This window comes from Streptomyces sp. NPDC039465, assembly GCF_055639315.1.
The window spans coordinates 24,106-41,441 of record NZ_JBVKAP010000005.1 but is presented as its reverse complement, the minus strand read 5'-3'; the positions used below and the strand labels follow the sequence as shown (position 1 = coordinate 41,441).

Annotated in this window: 19 protein-coding genes; 10 read left to right on the top strand and 9 right to left on the bottom strand. The window is 70.8% G+C overall.

The genetic code is table 11. From position 1 onward, the window contains the following. Window positions 1-170: 170 nt before the first annotated feature. Together ACZ7LT_RS18035 and hemL are read right to left on the bottom strand one after the other, a co-directional pair. Window positions 171-851, bottom strand: a complete 681-nt coding sequence (locus ACZ7LT_RS18035; RefSeq protein ID WP_471237035.1) for a histidine phosphatase family protein — start codon at window positions 849-851, stop codon at window positions 171-173. Then, complete coding sequence (hemL, locus tag ACZ7LT_RS18030) at window positions 848-2,155, bottom strand: glutamate-1-semialdehyde 2,1-aminomutase (protein ID WP_471237034.1); 1,308 nt, start codon at window positions 2,153-2,155, stop codon at window positions 848-850. The genes ACZ7LT_RS18035 and hemL overlap by 4 nt, the downstream gene beginning before the upstream one ends. A 268-nt stretch (window positions 2,156-2,423) precedes the next feature. Between hemL and ACZ7LT_RS18025 the strand changes: the two genes are divergently transcribed. From ACZ7LT_RS18025 to ACZ7LT_RS18010, 4 genes are all read left to right on the top strand, one after another. Continuing rightward, the gene (locus ACZ7LT_RS18025) at window positions 2,424-2,975 is read left to right on the top strand and encodes a hypothetical protein (RefSeq protein ID WP_078513375.1); all 552 of its coding nucleotides are present in this window, start codon (window positions 2,424-2,426) and stop codon (window positions 2,973-2,975) included. 179 nt (window positions 2,976-3,154) lie between these two features. Then, window positions 3,155-3,571 (top strand): YciI family protein, encoded by a 417-nt coding sequence (locus tag ACZ7LT_RS18020; protein ID WP_471237033.1) that lies wholly within the window; start codon window positions 3,155-3,157, stop codon window positions 3,569-3,571. A 174-nt stretch (window positions 3,572-3,745) separates the two neighbouring features. Continuing rightward, the gene (locus ACZ7LT_RS18015) at window positions 3,746-4,981 is read left to right on the top strand and encodes an RNA polymerase sigma factor (protein ID WP_471237032.1); all 1,236 of its coding nucleotides are present in this window, start codon (window positions 3,746-3,748) and stop codon (window positions 4,979-4,981) included. A 102-nt stretch (window positions 4,982-5,083) separates the two neighbouring features. Next, window positions 5,084-5,476 carry a MerR family transcriptional regulator gene (locus ACZ7LT_RS18010; RefSeq protein ID WP_471237452.1) on the top strand — a complete coding sequence of 131 codons (393 nt, stop codon included), beginning with the start codon at window positions 5,084-5,086 and terminating at the stop codon, window positions 5,474-5,476. Here the strand turns inward: ACZ7LT_RS18010 and ACZ7LT_RS18005 are convergent. Continuing rightward, window positions 5,473-6,279 (bottom strand): substrate-binding domain-containing protein, encoded by an 807-nt coding sequence (locus ACZ7LT_RS18005; RefSeq protein WP_471237451.1) that lies wholly within the window; start codon window positions 6,277-6,279, stop codon window positions 5,473-5,475. The two genes, ACZ7LT_RS18010 and ACZ7LT_RS18005, sit on opposite strands and share 4 nt — an antisense overlap. Window positions 6,280-6,498: 219 nt before the next feature. On the opposite strand from ACZ7LT_RS18005, the gene ACZ7LT_RS18000 reads away from it, so the two are divergent. Continuing rightward, window positions 6,499-7,056, top strand: a complete 558-nt coding sequence (locus ACZ7LT_RS18000) for a GNAT family N-acetyltransferase (RefSeq protein WP_471237031.1) — start codon at window positions 6,499-6,501, stop codon at window positions 7,054-7,056. On the opposite strand, the gene ACZ7LT_RS17995 is transcribed toward ACZ7LT_RS18000, so the two are convergent. Next, on the bottom strand, window positions 7,049-7,480 hold the full coding sequence (locus tag ACZ7LT_RS17995) for a GNAT family N-acetyltransferase (protein ID WP_471237030.1): 432 nt from the start codon (window positions 7,478-7,480) through the stop codon (window positions 7,049-7,051). The two genes, ACZ7LT_RS18000 and ACZ7LT_RS17995, sit on opposite strands and share 8 nt — an antisense overlap. 122 nt (window positions 7,481-7,602) lie before the next feature. On the opposite strand from ACZ7LT_RS17995, the gene ACZ7LT_RS17990 reads away from it, so the two are divergent. Beyond that, window positions 7,603-8,337, top strand: a complete 735-nt coding sequence (locus tag ACZ7LT_RS17990; protein WP_471237029.1) for a Mut7-C RNAse domain-containing protein — start codon at window positions 7,603-7,605, stop codon at window positions 8,335-8,337. 26 nt (window positions 8,338-8,363) lie between these two features. Here ACZ7LT_RS17990 and ACZ7LT_RS17985 read toward each other — a convergent pair whose 3' ends face one another. Together ACZ7LT_RS17985 and ACZ7LT_RS17980 are read right to left on the bottom strand one after the other, a co-directional pair. After that, window positions 8,364-9,083 carry an AAA family ATPase gene (locus ACZ7LT_RS17985; protein WP_471237028.1) on the bottom strand — a complete coding sequence of 240 codons (720 nt, stop codon included), beginning with the start codon at window positions 9,081-9,083 and terminating at the stop codon, window positions 8,364-8,366. 72 nt (window positions 9,084-9,155) lie between these two features. Continuing rightward, window positions 9,156-9,665, bottom strand: coding sequence for a hypothetical protein (locus ACZ7LT_RS17980; protein ID WP_471237027.1), 510 nt, complete (start codon window positions 9,663-9,665; stop codon window positions 9,156-9,158). Between the two features lie 142 nt (window positions 9,666-9,807). Between ACZ7LT_RS17980 and ACZ7LT_RS17975 the strand changes: the two genes are divergently transcribed. Continuing rightward, window positions 9,808-10,572 (top strand): SDR family NAD(P)-dependent oxidoreductase, encoded by a 765-nt coding sequence (locus ACZ7LT_RS17975; protein WP_471237026.1) that lies wholly within the window; start codon window positions 9,808-9,810, stop codon window positions 10,570-10,572. Between the two features lie 63 nt (window positions 10,573-10,635). On the opposite strand, the gene ACZ7LT_RS17970 is transcribed toward ACZ7LT_RS17975, so the two are convergent. Then, on the bottom strand, window positions 10,636-11,829 hold the full coding sequence (locus tag ACZ7LT_RS17970; protein ID WP_471237025.1) for an RtcB family protein: 1,194 nt from the start codon (window positions 11,827-11,829) through the stop codon (window positions 10,636-10,638). Between the two features lie 163 nt (window positions 11,830-11,992). Here ACZ7LT_RS17970 and ACZ7LT_RS17965 point away from each other — a divergent pair, with 163 nt between their 5' ends. The 3 genes from ACZ7LT_RS17965 (at window position 11,993) to ACZ7LT_RS17955 (ending at window position 15,142) form a co-directional block, all read left to right on the top strand. After that, window positions 11,993-12,805 carry a DUF3558 domain-containing protein gene (locus tag ACZ7LT_RS17965; RefSeq protein ID WP_471237024.1) on the top strand — a complete coding sequence of 271 codons (813 nt, stop codon included), beginning with the start codon at window positions 11,993-11,995 and terminating at the stop codon, window positions 12,803-12,805. Between the two features lie 173 nt (window positions 12,806-12,978). After that, the gene (locus tag ACZ7LT_RS17960; protein ID WP_471237022.1) at window positions 12,979-13,725 is read left to right on the top strand and encodes a DUF3558 domain-containing protein; all 747 of its coding nucleotides are present in this window, start codon (window positions 12,979-12,981) and stop codon (window positions 13,723-13,725) included. A 148-nt stretch (window positions 13,726-13,873) separates the two neighbouring features. Beyond that, window positions 13,874-15,142, top strand: coding sequence for a DUF2637 domain-containing protein (locus ACZ7LT_RS17955; RefSeq protein ID WP_471237021.1), 1,269 nt, complete (start codon window positions 13,874-13,876; stop codon window positions 15,140-15,142). Between the two features lie 40 nt (window positions 15,143-15,182). On the opposite strand, the gene ACZ7LT_RS17950 is transcribed toward ACZ7LT_RS17955, so the two are convergent. Next, window positions 15,183-15,392, bottom strand: a complete 210-nt coding sequence (locus ACZ7LT_RS17950; RefSeq protein ID WP_471237020.1) for a hypothetical protein — start codon at window positions 15,390-15,392, stop codon at window positions 15,183-15,185. Between the two features lie 148 nt (window positions 15,393-15,540). After that, a complete protein-coding gene (gene lysS / locus ACZ7LT_RS17945) occupies window positions 15,541-17,277 on the bottom strand; it encodes a lysine--tRNA ligase (RefSeq protein ID WP_471237019.1) in 1,737 nt (578 codons plus the stop codon). Window positions 17,278-17,336 lie beyond the last annotated feature (59 nt).

Here is a 17,336-nt window from a genome sequence, read left to right as displayed (position 1 = left end):
CATTCGCGATTTGTCATTCAAACCGGCAATAGGTGAGATGCGGGAACGGACCTACAGGTTCCGGATATAAGAACAAACTTTCAGGGGCGGCCGTATGACATCCCGTCAACGACCGCCCCTGAATGAAGTTGGGCCCCTCGGACCCCACGGCCCCGCGGGCCCCGCGCCGCTCAGGCGCCGAAGGCCTTCGCCCTCCCCTTCACGGGCTTCGCACCCGCCAGCAGATGCGGCGGCACCAGATCACGCGCCGGCTCGCTGTACCCCACCGACACGATCTTGTTGCCCTCGTACGTGAACGTCGTCAGCGACGCCAGCGTGCACTGCCGCCGACGCGGGTCGTGCCACAGCCGCCGCCGCTCCACGAAACTGCGCACGATCCAGATCGGCAGCTGATGACTGACACAGACCGCCTCGCGCCCACGGGCCGCGTCCCGCGCCGCGTCCAGCGCACCCATCATCCGCACGACCTGCTCGACGTACGGCTCGCCCCACGACGGCCGGAACGGATTGGTCAGATGCTTCCAATTGCCCGGCTTGCGCAGCGCGCCGTCCCCGACCCCGAAGGTCTTCCCCTCGAAGACGTTCCCGGCCTCGATCAGCCGCTCGTCGGTGTCCACGGTCAACCCGTGCGCCTTCGCGATCGGCGCCGCGGTCTCCTGCGCCCGCTCCAGCGGCGAGGCGTTCACATACGTGATGTCGCGGTCCGCCAGATGCTCGGCCACCCGGTCGGCCATCTGCCGGCCGAGCTCGGACAGGTGGTAACCCGCCCGCCGCCCGTACAGGACGCCGTCCGGGTTGTGCACCTCGCCATGGCGCATCAGATGCACGACGGTGATGTCACTGCCGCTCATGCGGTGGCCTCCGCCGCGGCACGAGCGGCGGCGGGCAGCGCGCCGGCGATCTTCTCGACGGCCCGCTCGTCGTGCGCGGTCGACACGAACCACGACTCGAACGCCGACGGCGGCAGATACACACCGTTCGACAGCATCGAGTGGAAGAAGGCGGTGAAGCGGAACGACTCCTGCCGCTTGGCGTCGTCGTAGTTCACGACCTCGTCCTCGGTGAAGAAGACCGAGAACATGTTGGACGCCCTCTGCAGCCGGTGCGCGACGCCCTCCTTGCTCAGCGCCTCCGTCACCAGCCCCTGGATCTGCGCCGACACCGCGTTCACCTTCTCGTACGCGGCCTCGTCCAGCAGCCGCAGCTGCGCCAGACCCGCCGCCGTGGCGACCGGGTTCCCCGACAGCGTGCCCGCCTGGTAGACCGGGCCCGCCGGAGCCAGATGCGCCATGACATCCGCCCGGCCACCGAAGGCCGCGGCCGGGAAGCCACCGCCCATGACCTTGCCGAAGGTCATCAGATCCGGCTTCACCCCGTCCACGCCGTACCAGCCCGCACGCGACGTACGGAAACCCGTCATCACCTCGTCCGAGATGAACAGCGCGCCGTTCTCGGCACAGATCTCCTTCAGACCGGCGTTGAACCCGTCCTGCGGCGGCACCACACCCATGTTGCCCGGCGACGCCTCCGTGATCACACAGGCGATCTCCCCCGGATGCGCGGCGAAGGCGGCCCGCACGGCCTCCAGGTCGTTGTACGGCAGCACCACCGTGTCCCCGGCCTGCGCACCGGTCACCCCGGGCGTGTCGGGCAGCGCGAACGTGGCCAGACCCGAACCGGCCGCGGCCAGCAGCGCGTCCACATGCCCGTGGTAGCAGCCGGCGAACTTGATCACCTTGGCGCGCCCGGTGAACCCGCGCGCCAGCCGGATCGCGGACATCGTCGCCTCGGTACCGGACGACACCAGTCGGACCTGCTCGACCGGCTCAATCCGTCCGACGATCTCCTCGGCCAGCTCGACCTCGCCCTGCCCGGGCGTACCGAAAGACGTGCCGCGCGCCACGGCGGTCTGGACGGCGGCGATCACCTCGGGGTGGGAATGGCCGAGGATCATCGGCCCCCACGAGCAGACGAGGTCGACATACTCACGGCCGTCGGCATCGGTGAGGTACGGACCGGTGCCGGACACCATGAACCGGGGCGTACCGCCCACGGCCCGGAAGGCACGCACCGGTGAGTTCACGCCGCCGGGCGTCACGAGGGACGCGCGGTCGAAAAGCGTCTGTGAGACTGGGGCTTCGTATGAATACGGCACTTTGGTCCTGACCTGCGAGTACGGATTGACGGCCGCAGAACGGCGACGGCATGGGCTTCCGGTACGCCCGCCTCTCACGACGGGGCGGCCGGCCTCCGCGTCTGCGAAAATGAGGCGTCATAGGGAAAGCTCATGAATCCATGGTGTCAGAGGCCAGGACGTTCTTGCGGACAGGTGTTTCACTGCACGAGCGTGGGGGAGGTCACTGTCACGATGATCGGGTTGCGCGGCGGGGGCCGTGTTGCCTAAAAAGCAGTCGGGTGGAGATATGCATCGCGGTGGCGGACTGGGCGAGGGGACCGACGACCTGGGTCCCGAGCCTGCCCGGCGGGGGAAGCACCGACGACGGACGGACGAGCCCACGGGAAGCAGGAGTGGCCGGTTGGGCGTGACCTACAAATACTTCGGAGCCCCCGACGGCGCCACCGCGGCCCGCGTCCCGATCTCGATGCGCCCCGAGGAACTGGGCGGCGACGAGCTCGGCATGGGCGGCATGTTCACCAAGATCAAGCCCGAGACCATAGCCGCGATGGTCCTCACGGGCATCCAGGGCATGCCCCTGCACCGCGTCCCGCCCCTGGAACTGGTCGTCCTCCACCCCGACTACGCCGTCGTCAAACTCCCCATGACGGTCGTCGACCCCCTGCGCGACATCGGCGAGGAATCGGTCGGCGCGGCCGCCTTCATCTGGTCCACGGTCCCCGACCGCGGCGGCCCCCGCGACGCCTTCAACGTCTACCAGCTCCTCCACGAGTGGCAGGACTTCTCCGTCCGCCTCCACGAGGCGGGCCACCAGCCGTACTGCCTGGTCTGGCCCTGACCCGCGGCGCCGGGCAGGAGCGCGCCACGCGGGGTGCCGGGCCGCGCGTACCCGGCGGTAGTCGGGAAAAGTGGTGCGGAGAAAAAGCCCGGGGCGTGTCGAGAACGCGCCGTCGGCTCCGACGTCTCCGGTGAGAGTCGCCCGCACGGGGCGACGGCGCATCCCAAGGGAGCGAAGCCATGAAGTACCTCGTGATGGTGCAGGGCGCCCAGGCGGACTACGACGCGATGAACGGAAAGGGCTCCGCGCACAGCCCCGCCTGGAGCGAGAAGGACCTGGAGGCGATGTTCGCCTTCATGGGCGAGATCAACAACGACCTCGCCGAGACCGGGGAACTCGTCGACGGGCAGGGACTCGTCGAACCGGCGCGGACCCGCTTCGTCAGCCTCGACGCCGACGGACGGCCGGTCGTCACGGACGGGCCGTACGGGGAGACCAAGGAAGTGCTGGCCGGATACTGGGTGCTCGACTGCGACAGCCTGGAACGGGTCACGGAGATCGCGGCGCGGGTCGCACGGTGCCCGGTGCCGGAGGGAAGCACGGACTACCCGGTGGTGATCCGGCCGATCGACGAGTCGGGTCGCGGCGAGGTCTGACCGATGACGGCTGACCGATGACCGACGGCCGATGACCGATGACCGATGGCGGACGGGCGCTGACCGATGACGGATGTCCGATGGCGGATGACGGATGACGGACGGGCGCTGACAGATACGCGACGCTGACAGTCGACATCTGTCATCCACCCTCCGACATCCCGGATCCGCCCCATGCCGAACGACCGCCTCCACCAGGTCGAGGACCTGCTGCGTCTGCACGCGCCGCAGGTCCTCGGCGCGCTCGTGCGCCGGTACGGGCACTTCGACGCCGCCGAGGACGCCGTACAGGAAGCCCTGCTCGCCGCCGCGCGGCAGTGGCCGTCGGCCGGGGTGCCGGACAACCCCCGCGGCTGGCTGATCAAGGTCGCCTCGCGCCGGCTCGCGGACGCGCTGCGCGCCGAGGACGCGCGGCGGCGACGCGAGGAGACGGCGCTGCGGCTCACACCCCGCGACGCGTTCACCGCGCCCGCGCCGGGCGAGAACCGGGGCCCCTCCGAGGACGACACCCTGACGCTGCTCTTCCTGTGCTGTCACCCCGAGCTGACCCCGGCCGCGCAGGTCGCGCTGACCCTGCGCGCCGTCGGCGGGCTGACCACGGCGGAGATCGCCCGTGCGCATCTGGTGCCGGAGGCGACGATGGCGCAGCGGATCAGCCGGGCGAAGGCGCGGCTGCGCGGTGAGCCGTTCCGGCAGCCCGGCCCGGAGGACCGGGACCAGCGGCTGGCGGCCGTGCTCCAAGTGCTGTACCTGATCTTCAACGAGGGCTATACGGCGACGTCGGGGCGGGCTCTGCACCGGGACGATCTGGCCCGTGAGGCGATCCGGCTGACCCGGGCCGTACGTCGGCTGCTGCCGCGGGAGGGGGCGGTGACGGGGCTGCTGGCGCTGATGCTGCTGACCGAGGCGCGCAGCGGCGCGCGGACAGGGCCGGACGGTGAGCTGGTGCCGCTGGACGAGCAGGACCGTTCGCGCTGGGACCGGGCGGCGATCGCGGAGGGGACGGCGCTGGTGGAGGAGGCGCTGTCGGAAGGGCCGGCGGGGGCGTATCAGTTGCAGGCGGCGATCGCGGCGCTGCACGACGAGGCGGGGCGGGCCGAGGACACGGACTGGCCGCAGATCCTCGCGCTGTACGACCTGCTGGTGGAGCGGGCGCCGGGGCCGATGGCGGAGCTGGGGCGGGCGGTGGCGGTGGCGATGGTGCACGGGCCGCGGGCGGGGCTCGCCGAGGTGGCGCGGCTGGAGGGGCGGCTTGCGGAGCATCACCGGCTGGCGGCGGTGCGGGCGCATCTGCTGGAGCGGGCCGGTGACCGGGAGGCGGCGCGGGAGGCGTATGAGGTGGCGGCGGCGCGCACGCTCAGTGTGCCGGAGGCGCGTTATCTGCGGCGGCGGGCGGCGCGGCTGGGCTGACGCCCCGTCAGAGGCGGGCATGATGACAGGCAGACAAACCGGACAATCCTATCTGGGAGGGTGTCAGCCGTGTTCACCGAGCATCGCGCACAGGACGAGCACATGCAGATCGGCGAGGTCGCCGCGCGGACCGAGATGTCGCTGCGCACCATCCGCCTCTACGAGGACAGCGGTCTGGCCGTTCCGTCGGCCCGTTCGCAGGGTGGTTTCCCGCTCTACACCGAGAGCGATGTGGCCCGGCTGATGCTGATCCGCCGGATGAAGCCGCTGGGTTTCGCCCTCGACGAGACCCGGGAGCTGCTGGCGGCGATGGACCGGCTCGACTGCGGTGCGGAGCTCGACCCGGACGAGCGGGAGGTGCTGCTCGGCCGGGTCGAGCGGTACGAGCGGGCCGCCGCCCAGCGGGTGGCGGATCTGCGGGCGCAGCTGGCGAGGGCGGAGGAGTTCGCGGACGCGTTGCGGGCGAGGCTCCTCGCTCCGGCCGTACGCGGCTAGTTGTCGGCCGGGGCGGTTTGGAGGGCCGCGGCGACGGTGTGGAAGAAGTGGGCGTGCGCGGTGGGGCTCGGCGGGGTTTCCGGGTTCCAGGGCGTCACGCGCGCGTGGGCGGTCAGGGCGCTCCAGGCGGGGTAGGCGGTCAGCGCGTCGGTCTGGACGGCGTTGGCGCGGCTGTCGAGGAGGACGAGGCCGGGGCGGAGGTCGGCGGCCCGGTCCCAGTCGGTGGTGAGCCAGCTCGCGCCGGCGCCGGGTCCTGGTTCGGCGAGCGGGACGCCGAGGGCCAGCAGGTGGGCCAGTTCGGGCCAGGCGTGCGGGCGGGCCAGATGGACCTGGTCGGGGCCCGCGCCGGAGAGCGCGAGGACACGTACGGAGGGGTTGGCCGCGGCTGCGGCGCGTACGGCCTGTTCGCCGGCGTCGAGGTCTCGCGCGCGGGGGGCCGCGGCATCGTGGCCGCCCAGCGCGGCGGCCAGTTCGCCGAAGCGGTCCAGGATGTCCCCGAGGGGCAGTTCGGCCCCGACGGAGAGGGTCAGGAGGGGGACGCCGAGACGTTCGGCGGTGGCCTCGTCGAGGGCGTAGGCGCTTTTGCCGTCGTACGTGACGTCGACGACGAGGTCGGGCCGTACGGCGTCCAGCTCGTCGTCCCGAAGGGCCCGCCCGGGCCCCAGATAGGGGACGCCGGCCTCGGTCAGAGTCCCGGCCTTGACCGGGTCGGGCGCGGAGCCGTCGTGGCCGGAGCCGTACACCGCCACCGGCCGTATGCCCGCGTCCTCGAGGGCGGCTCCGGCCCTTACGTAGGCCGCCACCCGCTCCGGCTTGCGCCGCAGCCATAATGCCGTGCCCCTGTCGTCCGTGAATTCCCATGGTCCGGCGTGTGTCACGCGCTGCTCCCTCCCGGCGGGGCCACTGCTTTTTCGGACACCTTGGTGCGGTTCGGCGGACCGCACAAGGGCGCAGGCGTGCGCCCCCTGGTGGTGGAGGCGCACGCGGGCCCGGCTGTCAGACCCCCGCCCTAGAGTGCGGACATGGAGATCACCCTGGGAACGGTACGGATCGAGCCGTGGTCGGATTCCGAGCAGGACTTCGCGCTGCTCCAGGCCGTCAACGCACCGGAGTTGATGGACCATCTCGGTGGCCCGGAGTCGGACGAGCGGCTGGTCGAGCGCCACCGGCGGTACGTGAAGCTGAGCGCGGACCGGACGTGGGCGGGGCGGATGTACCGGGTGGTGCTGCTCCCGGAGGAGGCCGTGGTGGGCACCATCGGGTTCTGGGAGCAGACCTGGGACGGGGAGGCGGTGTACGAGACGGGGTGGACGGTGCTGCCGGGGTTCCAGGGCCGGGGGATAGCGACGGCGGCGACGCGGGCGGTGGTCGAGGCGGCCCGGGCGGCGGCGAAGCACCCGTACCTGCACGCGTTCCCGTCGGTGGACAACGCCGCGTCGAACGGCGTGTGCCGCAAGGCCGGGTTCACGCTGCGCGGTGAGCGGGTCTTCGAGTATCCGCCGGGGAATCCCCTGCGCTGCCACGACTGGCGGCTCGACCTGGGTACCACGGTGTCCACCGGCCCCGCGGTGTCTAGGTGAGCTTCTTGTCGAAGTTGAAGGCGGCGATGGTGAGGTGTTCGCGGTGGTAGAAGCGGTGCGCGTCGGTGCGGTGGGTTCCGGAGTCCAGGTTGAGGTGGTGGCAGCCGGCCGCGCGGGCGTGGGTTTCGAGGTGGGCGAGGAGGTGGTGGCCGACGCCGGTGGAGCGGGCGTGGGCGGCGGTGACGAGGTCGTCGACGTAGAGCTTGCGGATCTGGCTGGTGTTGTCGACGATCCGCCAGCCGGCCGCGCCGACGCAGCTGCCGTCGTCGGCGTACGCGGCGGTGAACCGGAGCCCCTGGGGGTGGCCCTTGGCGTAGATGTCGCGGAAGAGGTCGTCGGTGAGGTGGGGGCGTAGTTCGCGCAGGACCGGCAGGAGGTCGTCGTGGAGGCGGGGGTCGCCGGGCTCAAGGTCGATGATCTTCATATCGGCACGCTACCGGGGTATCCCCTGCTGCCGCAGGTGAGTTGACGGGCGGGACACCGGCGTGGGGGTGCGCCGCCCCAATTGCCTGGCTGGCGCGGCGCGGTCGATGACATGCTGACGGCGTGAACGGACCGGAGATCCAGATCAGTTTCGCTCCCGACCTGCACCTGTTCGTACCGGCGGACCGCCGCGGCGGGCGCACCGCCCTGAGGACCGACGGCGCGTCCACGCTCGGCCATGTCGTCGAGTCGCTGGGCGTACCGCTGACGGAGGCGGGCCGGCTCCTCGTCGACGGCCGTGCGGTGGCCGTCTCGCACATTCCGGCGGCGGGCGAGAGCGTCGAGGTGTACGGCGTCGAGCGGCCGCAGCAGGTGCCGGGCGCCCCGCTGCGTTTCCTCCTGGACGTCCATCTGGGCACGCTGGCACGGCGGTTGCGGCTGCTCGGTGTGGACGCGGCGTACGAGAGCGAGGACATCGGCGACCCGGCGCTCGCGGCGCTCTCCGCCAAGGAGCGGCGCGTGATGCTGTCCCGGGACCGGGGGCTGCTGCGCCGCCGTGAGCTGTGGGCGGGGGCGTACGTGTACAGCGACCGCCCCGACGACCAGCTGCGTGACGTCCTGGAGCGGTTCGCGCCGCGCCTGGCGCCGTGGACCCGCTGCACGGCGTGCAACGGAGAGCTGGCGGACGCCGACAAGGACTCCGTACGGGGGCAGTTGCACCAGGGCACCGAGCGTTCGTACGACGTGTTCGCGCAGTGCGCGGCGTGCGGGCGCGTCTACTGGCGGGGGGCGCACCACGCCCGGCTGGAGGCGATCGTCGAGGACGCGCTGCGCGAGTTCGGCGACGCGCAGGTCTGACCGGCCGGCCCCGGAGTTCGGTGGCGTCAGGCGAGTATGTGGCGGAGATAGGCCTGCGGGTCGGCGAGGTAGCGGCGCCAGTGGTCGACGAGGGCGAGCTCCTTCCAAGCCACGCGGCGCATGCCGTACGGGCCGATCTCGATGATGTCCGCGCCGGGCAGGGCGGTGAGCAGCGGGGAGTGGGTGGCGCAGATGATCTGGCCGCCCTTCTTGACCAACTGGTCGATGTGGCCGAGCAGTTCGAGGCAGGAGGCGAAGGAGAGGGCGGCTTCGGGCTCGTCCATCACGTAGAGGCCGGGCTGGAGGAACTTCCCCCGGAACGCGGCGAGGAAGCCTTCGCCGTGGCTGACCTGGTCAGGGGCGAAGCCTTCCCGGTCGAGGGCGTCGAGGGCGGTCTCGGCCCGCAGGAAGAAGCCTTTGCGTGCGGCGCGGTTGCCGAGCATGCGGCGGCCGCGGGGGGCCGCGTCGAAGCGTATGCGCTCTCCGAGGGCGGACTTGCCGCGCTGGGTGGCGTAGCGCCAGTCGAGAGAGCCGCCCCAGGAGTCCAGCCCGAAGCCTTCGGCCAGGGCTTCGGCGAGGGTGGACTTGCCGGAGCCGTTCTCGCCGACGAGGAAGGTGACGGGGGCGGTGAAGTGCAGCCCTTCGGTGAGGAGCTGGCGCACGCAGGGCACCGACCAGGGCCACTCCTCCTGGGCGTCCTCCGGGTCGTACGGCGACAGATGGGCGTATGCGCGTTCGACGATCACCTGTCGAGTGTCGCAGCGGGGTCTGACAATCCGGTCGAGCCCGGTCGGGACGGACGGGCCGCGGGGGCGGCGTCAGAAGACGTACGGGTCGCCGGTCGCCGGGACGAGAACCTCGTGGCGGTGGTTGGCCGGGTCCCGGTCGGTCGCGCCGCCGTTCCACACGGTGTCGATGCGCACGGTCACCTCGTGCGGGGCGCCGGTGGACCGTAGGTCGAGGGCGAGTTCGCGCTGCGCACCGTCCACGGTCAGGGCGCCCGTGCCGCACAGGAGCGCCCGGTCGCCGGCCCGCAGGCAGCCGGGCGGCAGCTGCTGGTCGGGGGCGAGGGGCTGGGAGAACTCCAGCCGCACGGTCAGGTCGGCGAGGGCGGCCGGGCCGTGGTTGCGGCTGGTGAGCCAGACGCCGAGCCGCCCGTCCCAGAGGGAGGCGTGCCCGTGGTGGGCGACGTCGGCCTCGGGGGCGATGGCCGGGTCGGTCCGGTCGGTCCGGTCGGTCCGGTCGGCGGGCGCGGCGCCGGCCGCGGTGGTCGTCACCGTCACGGCGGCGACGGCCGCCGCGAGGAAAGCACTACGCAGGACACTCATGCCCTGAAGATACCGACCCCATCCCATTTCTTCGCATATTTCCTGATGAACTGTCAGCCCGCGCGGCGCGACCTCCCGACCCGCCGTCCGCCGAGCGCGCCTATCCTGACCGCATATCGACCACACGCGCGAGGAGCACGCCATGACTGCCGCCGGGAACAGGATCGCCGTCGTCACCGGAGCGAGCAGCGGCATCGGCGCCGCGACCGCCCGGCAGCTCGCCGCGGCCGGCTACCGCGTGGTCCTCACCGCCCGCCGCAAGGACCGCATCGAGGCCCTGGCCGCCGAGATCAACGAAGCCGGCCACCAGGCCACCGCCTACGCCCTCGACGTCACCGACCGCGAGGCCGTACAGGCCTTCGCCTCCGCCTTCCGCACGATCGCCGTACTGGTCAACAACGCCGGCGGCGCGCTCGGCGCGGACCCCGTGGCCACCGGCGACCCGGACGACTGGCGCCAGATGTACGAGACGAACGTCATCGGCACCCTGCACGTCACCCAGGCCCTGCTCCCCGCCCTCACCGCGAGCGGCGACGGCACGGTCGTGATCCTCTCCTCCACGGCGGCCCACGCCACCTACGAAGGCGGCGCCGGTTACGTCGCCGCCAAGAACGGCGCCCGCGTCCTCGCCGAGACCCTCCGCCTGGAGATCGTCGGCACCCCGGTCCGGGTGATCGAGGTCGCCCCCGGCATGGTCAAGACCGAGGAGTTCGCGACGACCCGCTTCCGCGGCGACGCGGAGAAGGCCGCGAAGGTCTACGCGGGCGTGGCGGAGCCCCTCACCGCGGACGACGTCGCCGACACGATCACCTGGGCCGTCACCCGCCCGCCCCACGTCAACATCGACCTCCTGGTGGTCCGCCCTCGCGCCCAGGCCTCGAACACGAAGGTCCACCGCGAGCTGTGATCCGTACGCGGGAAGGGGCCGCCCCGGCCGGGGCGGCCCCTTTCTCCATGAGACCTGTGGGCGTCAGCCCTTCACGCAGATGACCTGCTTCAGCTGCGCGACCACCTCGACCAGGTCCCGCTGCTGCTCCATCACCTTCTCGATCGGCTTGTACGCACCCGGGATCTCATCCACGACGCCGGCGTCCTTACGGCACTCCACACCCCGCGTCTGCTCCTCCAGGTCCCGCACCGTGAAGCGCCGCTTCGCTTCACTCCGGCTCATCTTCCGGCCCGCGCCGTGCGAGGCCGAGTTGAAGGAAGCCTGGTTGCCGAGACCCTTCACGATGTACGAACTGGTGCCCATCGAGCCCGGGATGATCCCGTAGTCGCCGGAGCCGGCCCGGATCGCGCCCTTGCGGGTGACCAGCAGGTCCATGCCTTCGTACCGCTCCTCCGCCACGTAGTTGTGATGGCAGGAGATGATCGGATCGAAGCTGACCTTGGCCTTGCGGAACTCCCGGCGGACGACCTCCTGGAAGAGAGCCATCATGACGGCGCGGTTGTACTTCGCGTACTCCTGTGCCCAGAAGAGGTCGTTCCGGTAGGCCGCCATCTGCGGGGTGTCCGACACGAAGACCGCCAGATCGCGGTCCACGAGCCCCTGGTTGTGCGGCAGCTTCTGCGCCTCGCCGATGTGGTACTCGGCGAGTTCCTTGCCGATGTTCCGCGACCCGGAGTGCAGCATCAACCAAACAGAACCGGTCAAATCAATACAAAACTCGACATAGTGGTTGCCGGCTCCTAGCGTTCCCATCTGCTTTTCGGCCCGTTCATGACGGAACTTGACCGACTCCGCAATCCCGTCGAACCGCGCCCACAGGTCGTCCCACCCCGCCCTCGGGAACTGGTACAGCCGCGTCGGATCCACCATCTCCCGGTGCATCCCCCGCCCCACCGGAATCGCCTGCTCGATCTTCGACCGCAGCCGCGACAGATCCTCCGGCAGGTCGTTCACCGTCAGCGACGTCTTCACCGCCGACATCCCGCAGCCGATGTCCACCCCGACCGCCGCCGGGCACACCGCGCCGTGCATCGCGATCACCGAGCCGACCGTCGCGCCCTTGCCGTAATGCACGTCCGGCATCACGGCCAGGCCCTTGATCCACGGCAGCGTCGCCGCGTTTCGCAGCTGCTGCATGGCCCCGTCGTCGACCGCGGCGGGATCGGTCCACATCCGGATGGGCACCTTCGCGCCCGGTATCTCTACGTACGACATACTTCCTCAATTCCCCCGAAAAGCCTGATAACGCAAAAACCGGCTCCAAGGTCCGCATAGGTGACGACGGACCGGCATCGACGGCTGCGCGTGCGATACACATTGTGTCCACCGGCCGCCATCCGACGGCAACGAGTTTTTGGGCAGAAGGGAGCCTGGGACCGTGCAGCGAAAGGCGTACGCACCCGGTCTGGCGGCACTCGCCGCGGCGTTCACCGCCGGCGTCACCGGCTGCAGTGCCGGGGCGGGGACCGACGGCTCCGCGATCGATGCCAAAGCCGGGCCAGTCGCCCCCGCCGCGGCCCCCGGCAAGTACCGCACACTGTTCGAGCCCTGTGGCTCGGTCCAGCGGACCACCCTCAGCGACCTGCTTCCCGGCGCCGCCGGGCTGCCCGAGGACCAGCAGGCGCGGATCTACCGGGGCGCGGCGGCCGTCACGTACGACACCGACCGCCGGGTCGGCTGCACGTGGAAGGCGGACTCTCCCGACGCCTCCCACCAGCTGAAGCTCGACTTCGAGCGGGTGGTCTCCTACGACGCCGCCGTCAGCGACGACGACCGTGCGCAGGCCGTATACGCGCGTAAGCAGGTCGCGGCCGCTCTGCCCGCGCCGGCGAGCTCGGCGGCGAACACGCCCGCCGCTCCCTCGGGCACGCCCTCCGGGGCCCCCGCGAAGGCGAGTACGGCTCCTTCCGCGCCGGCCTCCTCCCCGTCGGGGACCGGGACCGGGCTCGGTCTGGAGCCGCGGGTGCTGGAGGGGCTCGGTGACGCAGCGTTTCTGAACGATGTACTGGCCGGGGCGGGATCGGGCGCGCAGCAGCGCACGGTCAGCGTGGTGTTCCGCACATCGAACGTGATCGTGACCGTCGAGTACGTGGCGCAGCCGACGGCCCCCACGGGGCTCCCGGACAGCAAGGAACTGCAGGACAAAGCGCAGGGTCTGGCCCGGAGCCTGGCCGAGCGCTTCAACGAGTAGGCCCGGCCGGTCGGCCGGCGGTCGGCGGCCGAGGCGGCCGCGGGCCACGTAACGTGTCCGGACAGAACCGACGACGCCCGGCGGCGCCGGGCGACGACAGCAGAAGAACGCGACGCCGCACGGCACCGGACGACCCGAAGCGACCAAGCACCCGAGTGACGACTGAAGGAACCATGCACCGATCAGCCCCGCGACTCACCCGCATACTCGCCTGCGCGGCCGTCCCCGTGATGCTCGCCGTGGCCGGCTGCTCGTCGGACTCCGACGGCAAGGACGGTCAGGCCTCCGGGGGGAAGGCCCCTTCGGCCGCCGCGTCGTCCGCCGCTCCCGGTGGCGGTGTCACGGAGAAGCCGAAGCCGAGTGTCGCCCCGGCGAAGTACGCCAAGCTGCCCTCGGCCTGTCAGGCGATCGCCGCCAAGACGATCGAGGACCTGGTGCCGAAGGTGAAGACGAAGGCGGGCACGCCGGGCAAGTCGAGCAATCCGGCCAACCGCGGTGGCTGCTCCTGGAACGGTCTGGAGGACAAGGGCGTCGACGGGTCGCAGTACCGCTGGCTCGATGTGTCGCTCTTCCGTTACAACTCCGACCCGGTGCTGGGCAGCGGTGACCAGCGTGCCAAGGAGAGCGCCGAGAAGGAGATCGCCAAGTTGAAGGCGACTCCGGGCGCGTCGGAGATGCGGACGTCGCCGGCGAACGGCATCGGGGACGAGGCGACCGCGGTGGCGTACGACACGAAGAAGACGGATGAGGAGTTCAAGTACGCGACGATCGTGGCGCGTACGGCCAACGCCGTGGTGGTGCTCTCGTTCAACGGCGCCGGGTACGCCGGTGACGGCGCTCCGGGTGAGAAGGCGATGATGGAGGGTGCGACGAAGGCGGCGAAGGAGGCGGTCGCGGCGATCGCGGCCGCCAACAAGTAGCGCCGAGGAGCGGCATAAGGGCGCAAGACGCCCAACGTCCGGCGTGCGGCAGGCTTTTGCGGAGCCCGTCCCTCCCCCCGAGGGTCGGGCTCCGTACACGTGTGCCACGCTGTGCTCGCTGGATGTCGACAACGGGAGGGGATCGCGGGTGGCCGCGACGCAGCTGACACGCACGCACCGGATACTCATCGGCGTCGTGGTCGCGGGAGCTTTGATCATCGCCGCGATCGGTTTCGCGGGGTCGTACTCCGCTGTGCGTGATCTCGCGGAGAAGAAGGGCTTCGGCGACTTCTCCCTGGTCTTCCCCATCGGTATTGATGCCGGTATCTGTGTGCTGCTGGCGCTGGACCTGCTGCTGACGTGGATGCGGATCCCCTTCCCGCTGCTGCGTCAGACGGCGTGGCTGCTGACGGCGGCGACGATCGCGTTCAACGGTGCGGCCGCGTGGCCCGACCCGCTGGGTGTGGGGATGCACGCGGTGATTCCGGTGCTGTTCGTGGTGTCGGTCGAGGCGGCGCGGCATGCGGTCGGGCGGATCGCCGATATCACGGCGGACAAGCACATGGAGGGTGTGCGGCTGACCCGCTGGCTGTTGTCGCCGGTGCCGACGTTTCGGCTGTGGCGGCGGATGAAGCTGTGGGAGCTGCGTTCGTACGAGCAGGTCATCAAGCTGGAGCAGGATCGGCTGATCTATCAGGCGCGGTTGCAGGCGCGGTTCGGGCGGGCGTGGCGGCGCAAGGCGCCGGTGGAGGCGTTGATGCCGTTGCGGCTGGCGAAGTACGGGGTGCCGCTGGCCGAGACGGCTCCGGCGGGGCTGGCGGCGGCGGGGATCGAGCCGGTGCTGTTGCCGCCGAATCCGGCGGCGGCGCGGGATACTCAGGACGCGCCGGCTCTGCAGGCGGGGCAGTCGGGGGCGGAGGCTTCGGGGCGGCGTGAGGCCGGTCATGAGCTTCCGGGGGGTCCGCAGGCGCAGCCGCACCCCGAGGAGGGGGAGGACGTGGTGGTGAATCACGAGTCTCCGTGGTTCCAGGCGCCGCAGATGCCGCAGGTGGCGTACGAGGGGCAGTACGCCCCGACGTACGTGGAGGGTCTGGAGCCGACGCCGGTGATGATCCCGGCGGGGCCTGAGGATGTGCCGGGGGCGCAGGAGGCGGCTCAGGCCACGATTCCGGGGCCGCGGATGGAGGCGGGTCCGGTGTCGCAGGCGGACGCGGACGAGTTCGCGGAGCTGGCGTATCCGGTGTACCGCGACTATGTGCATCAGCATGGTGCGTTCCCGAGCAATGAGCAGCTCGACATCATCCTTGTCGATGTCCATGGGATACAGCATCCGCTCAGTGCCACGCTGCTGCGGCGGCTGACGCCGATGTTCCGGCAGCGGTTCGAGTCGGAGCTGGAGGCGGACCACATCGCGTGAGCCTGCCGGTGCCGGGCGGTGGGCGGGCCTGGGGGTGGGGTCAGGCCTTGGCGGCGCGCTTTTTGGTGGTTTCGCTGTAGAGGGCGAGTGCGATGCCGAGGACGGCGAGGGCGATGTAGCCGGGGGTGGGGATGTCCCACCATTTCTGGAGCAGGCCCCAGGGTCCGTCTCCGAAGAGCCGTCCGCCGGCGCCGAGGACCCCTTGGACGCCGAGGACCCAGCCGATGATGGCGATCAGTTCGTTCTTCATGTCTCCACGGTCCCCCGTGGGCGGTGTGGTTTCGTCGTGCGCACGGCCGAATGGCAGGTAGTCCGAAGGATGCATTCGTGGTTGTACGGGGGATGCGAAAAGGGGCCGTCACCGGGTGGTGGCGGCCCCTTTCGCGCGTTGGCGGGGGTTATGCGGCGCCGAGGAGCGTGCGCACGCGGTCCGCGCCGACGGCGAGGAGCAGGGTGGGCAGGCGCGGTCCGGTCTCGCGGCTGACGAGGAGCTTGTAGAGCAGGGCGAAGAAGGAGCGCTGGGCGACCTTCAGCTCGGGGGTGGGCTTGGCTTCGGGGTCGAGGCCGGCCATCACCTTCGGTACGCCGTAGACGAGGGTGGTGAGGCCGTCGAGGGACCAGTGGGTGTCGAGGCCTTCGAGGAGGAGTCGCAGGGAGGTGCGGGCCTCGTCGTCGAGGGAGTCGAGGAGTTCGGTGTCGGGCTCGTCGCGGACGATGGTGCGCTGGTCGGCCGGGACCTGGGTGGTGATCCAGTTCTCGGCGCGGTCCAGGCGGGGGCGGACTTCGTCGAGGCTGGTGACCGGGTTGTCCGGGTCGAGGTCGGTGAGGATGCGCAGAGTCTGCTCGTCGTGTCCGGTGGTGATGTCCATGACGGAGGCGAGTGTGCGGTACGGGAGCGGGCGCGGGGTGCGCGGGAGCTCGCCGGCGGCGGTGCGGGCGGCGCGGGAGTAGGCGGCGGCGTCGGCGGGCAGGACGGTGCCGTCCTGGACCTTGGCCTCCAGCTTGTCCCATTCGTCGTAGAGCCGCTGGATCTCCTGGTCGAAGGCGATCTTGAACGACTGGTTGGGCTTGCGGCGGGCGTAGAGCCAGCGCAGCAGCGGCGCTTCCATGATCTTCAGGGCATCGGCGGGGGTGGGGACGCCGCCGCGGGAGGAGGACATCTTGGCCATGCCGGAGATGCCGACGAAGGCATACATGGGTCCGATGGGCTGGACGCCGTCGAAGATCTCGCGGACGATCTGGCCGCCGACGACGAAGGAGGAGCCGGGTGAAGAGTGGTCGACGCCGGAGGGCTCGAAGATGACGCCTTCGTAGGCCCAGCGCATGGGCCAGTCGACCTTCCAGACCAGCTTGCCGCGGTTGAACTCGTTCAGCGCGACGGTCTCGCCGAAGCCGCAGGCGGTGCAGGTGTAGACGAGTTCGGTGGTGTCGTCGTCGTAGGAGACGACGGTGGTGAGGTCCTTCTCGCAGCGGCCGCAGTAGGGCTTGTACGGGAAGTAGCCAGCGGCGCCCTGGGAGCCGTCGTCCTCGGCGGCGGCGCCGGAGCCTTCGGCGGCCTCGAGCTCGGCTTCGTCGACGGGCTTCTGCGACTTCTTCGCGGGGGCCTTCTTGGTGCGGTACTGGTCGAGGATGGCGTCGATGTCGGCGCGGTGCTTCATGGCGTGCAGGATCTGCTCGCGGTAGGCGCCGGCGGTGTACTGCTCGGTCTGGCTGATCGGGTCGTACTCGACGCCGAGCTCGGCCAGGGACTCGACCATGGCGGCCTTGAAGTGCTCGGCCCAGTTCGGGTGCGGGGAGCCGGCCGGGGCGGGTACGGAGGTCAGGGGCTTGCCGATGTGCTCGGCCCAGGACTCGTCGACGCCCTGGACGCCGCCCGGCACCTTGCGGTAGCGGTCGTAGTCGTCCCAGGAGATGAGGTGGCGGACCTCGTATCCGCGGCGGCGGATCTCGTCGGCGACCAGGTGCGGGGTCATGACCTCGCGGAGGTTGCCGAGGTGGATGGGGCCGGAGGGGGAGAGTCCGGAGGCGACGACGACCGGTTTGCCAGGCGCACGTCGCTCCGACTCGGCGATGACCTCGTCCGCGAAACGGGAGACCCAGTCGGTCTCGGTGCTGCTCTGAGCCACGGTCGGCACGTCCTTGAGTGATCGGGATTCTCGAAGCTTGTGTACGTCATTCTCCCAGACGGAAGGAG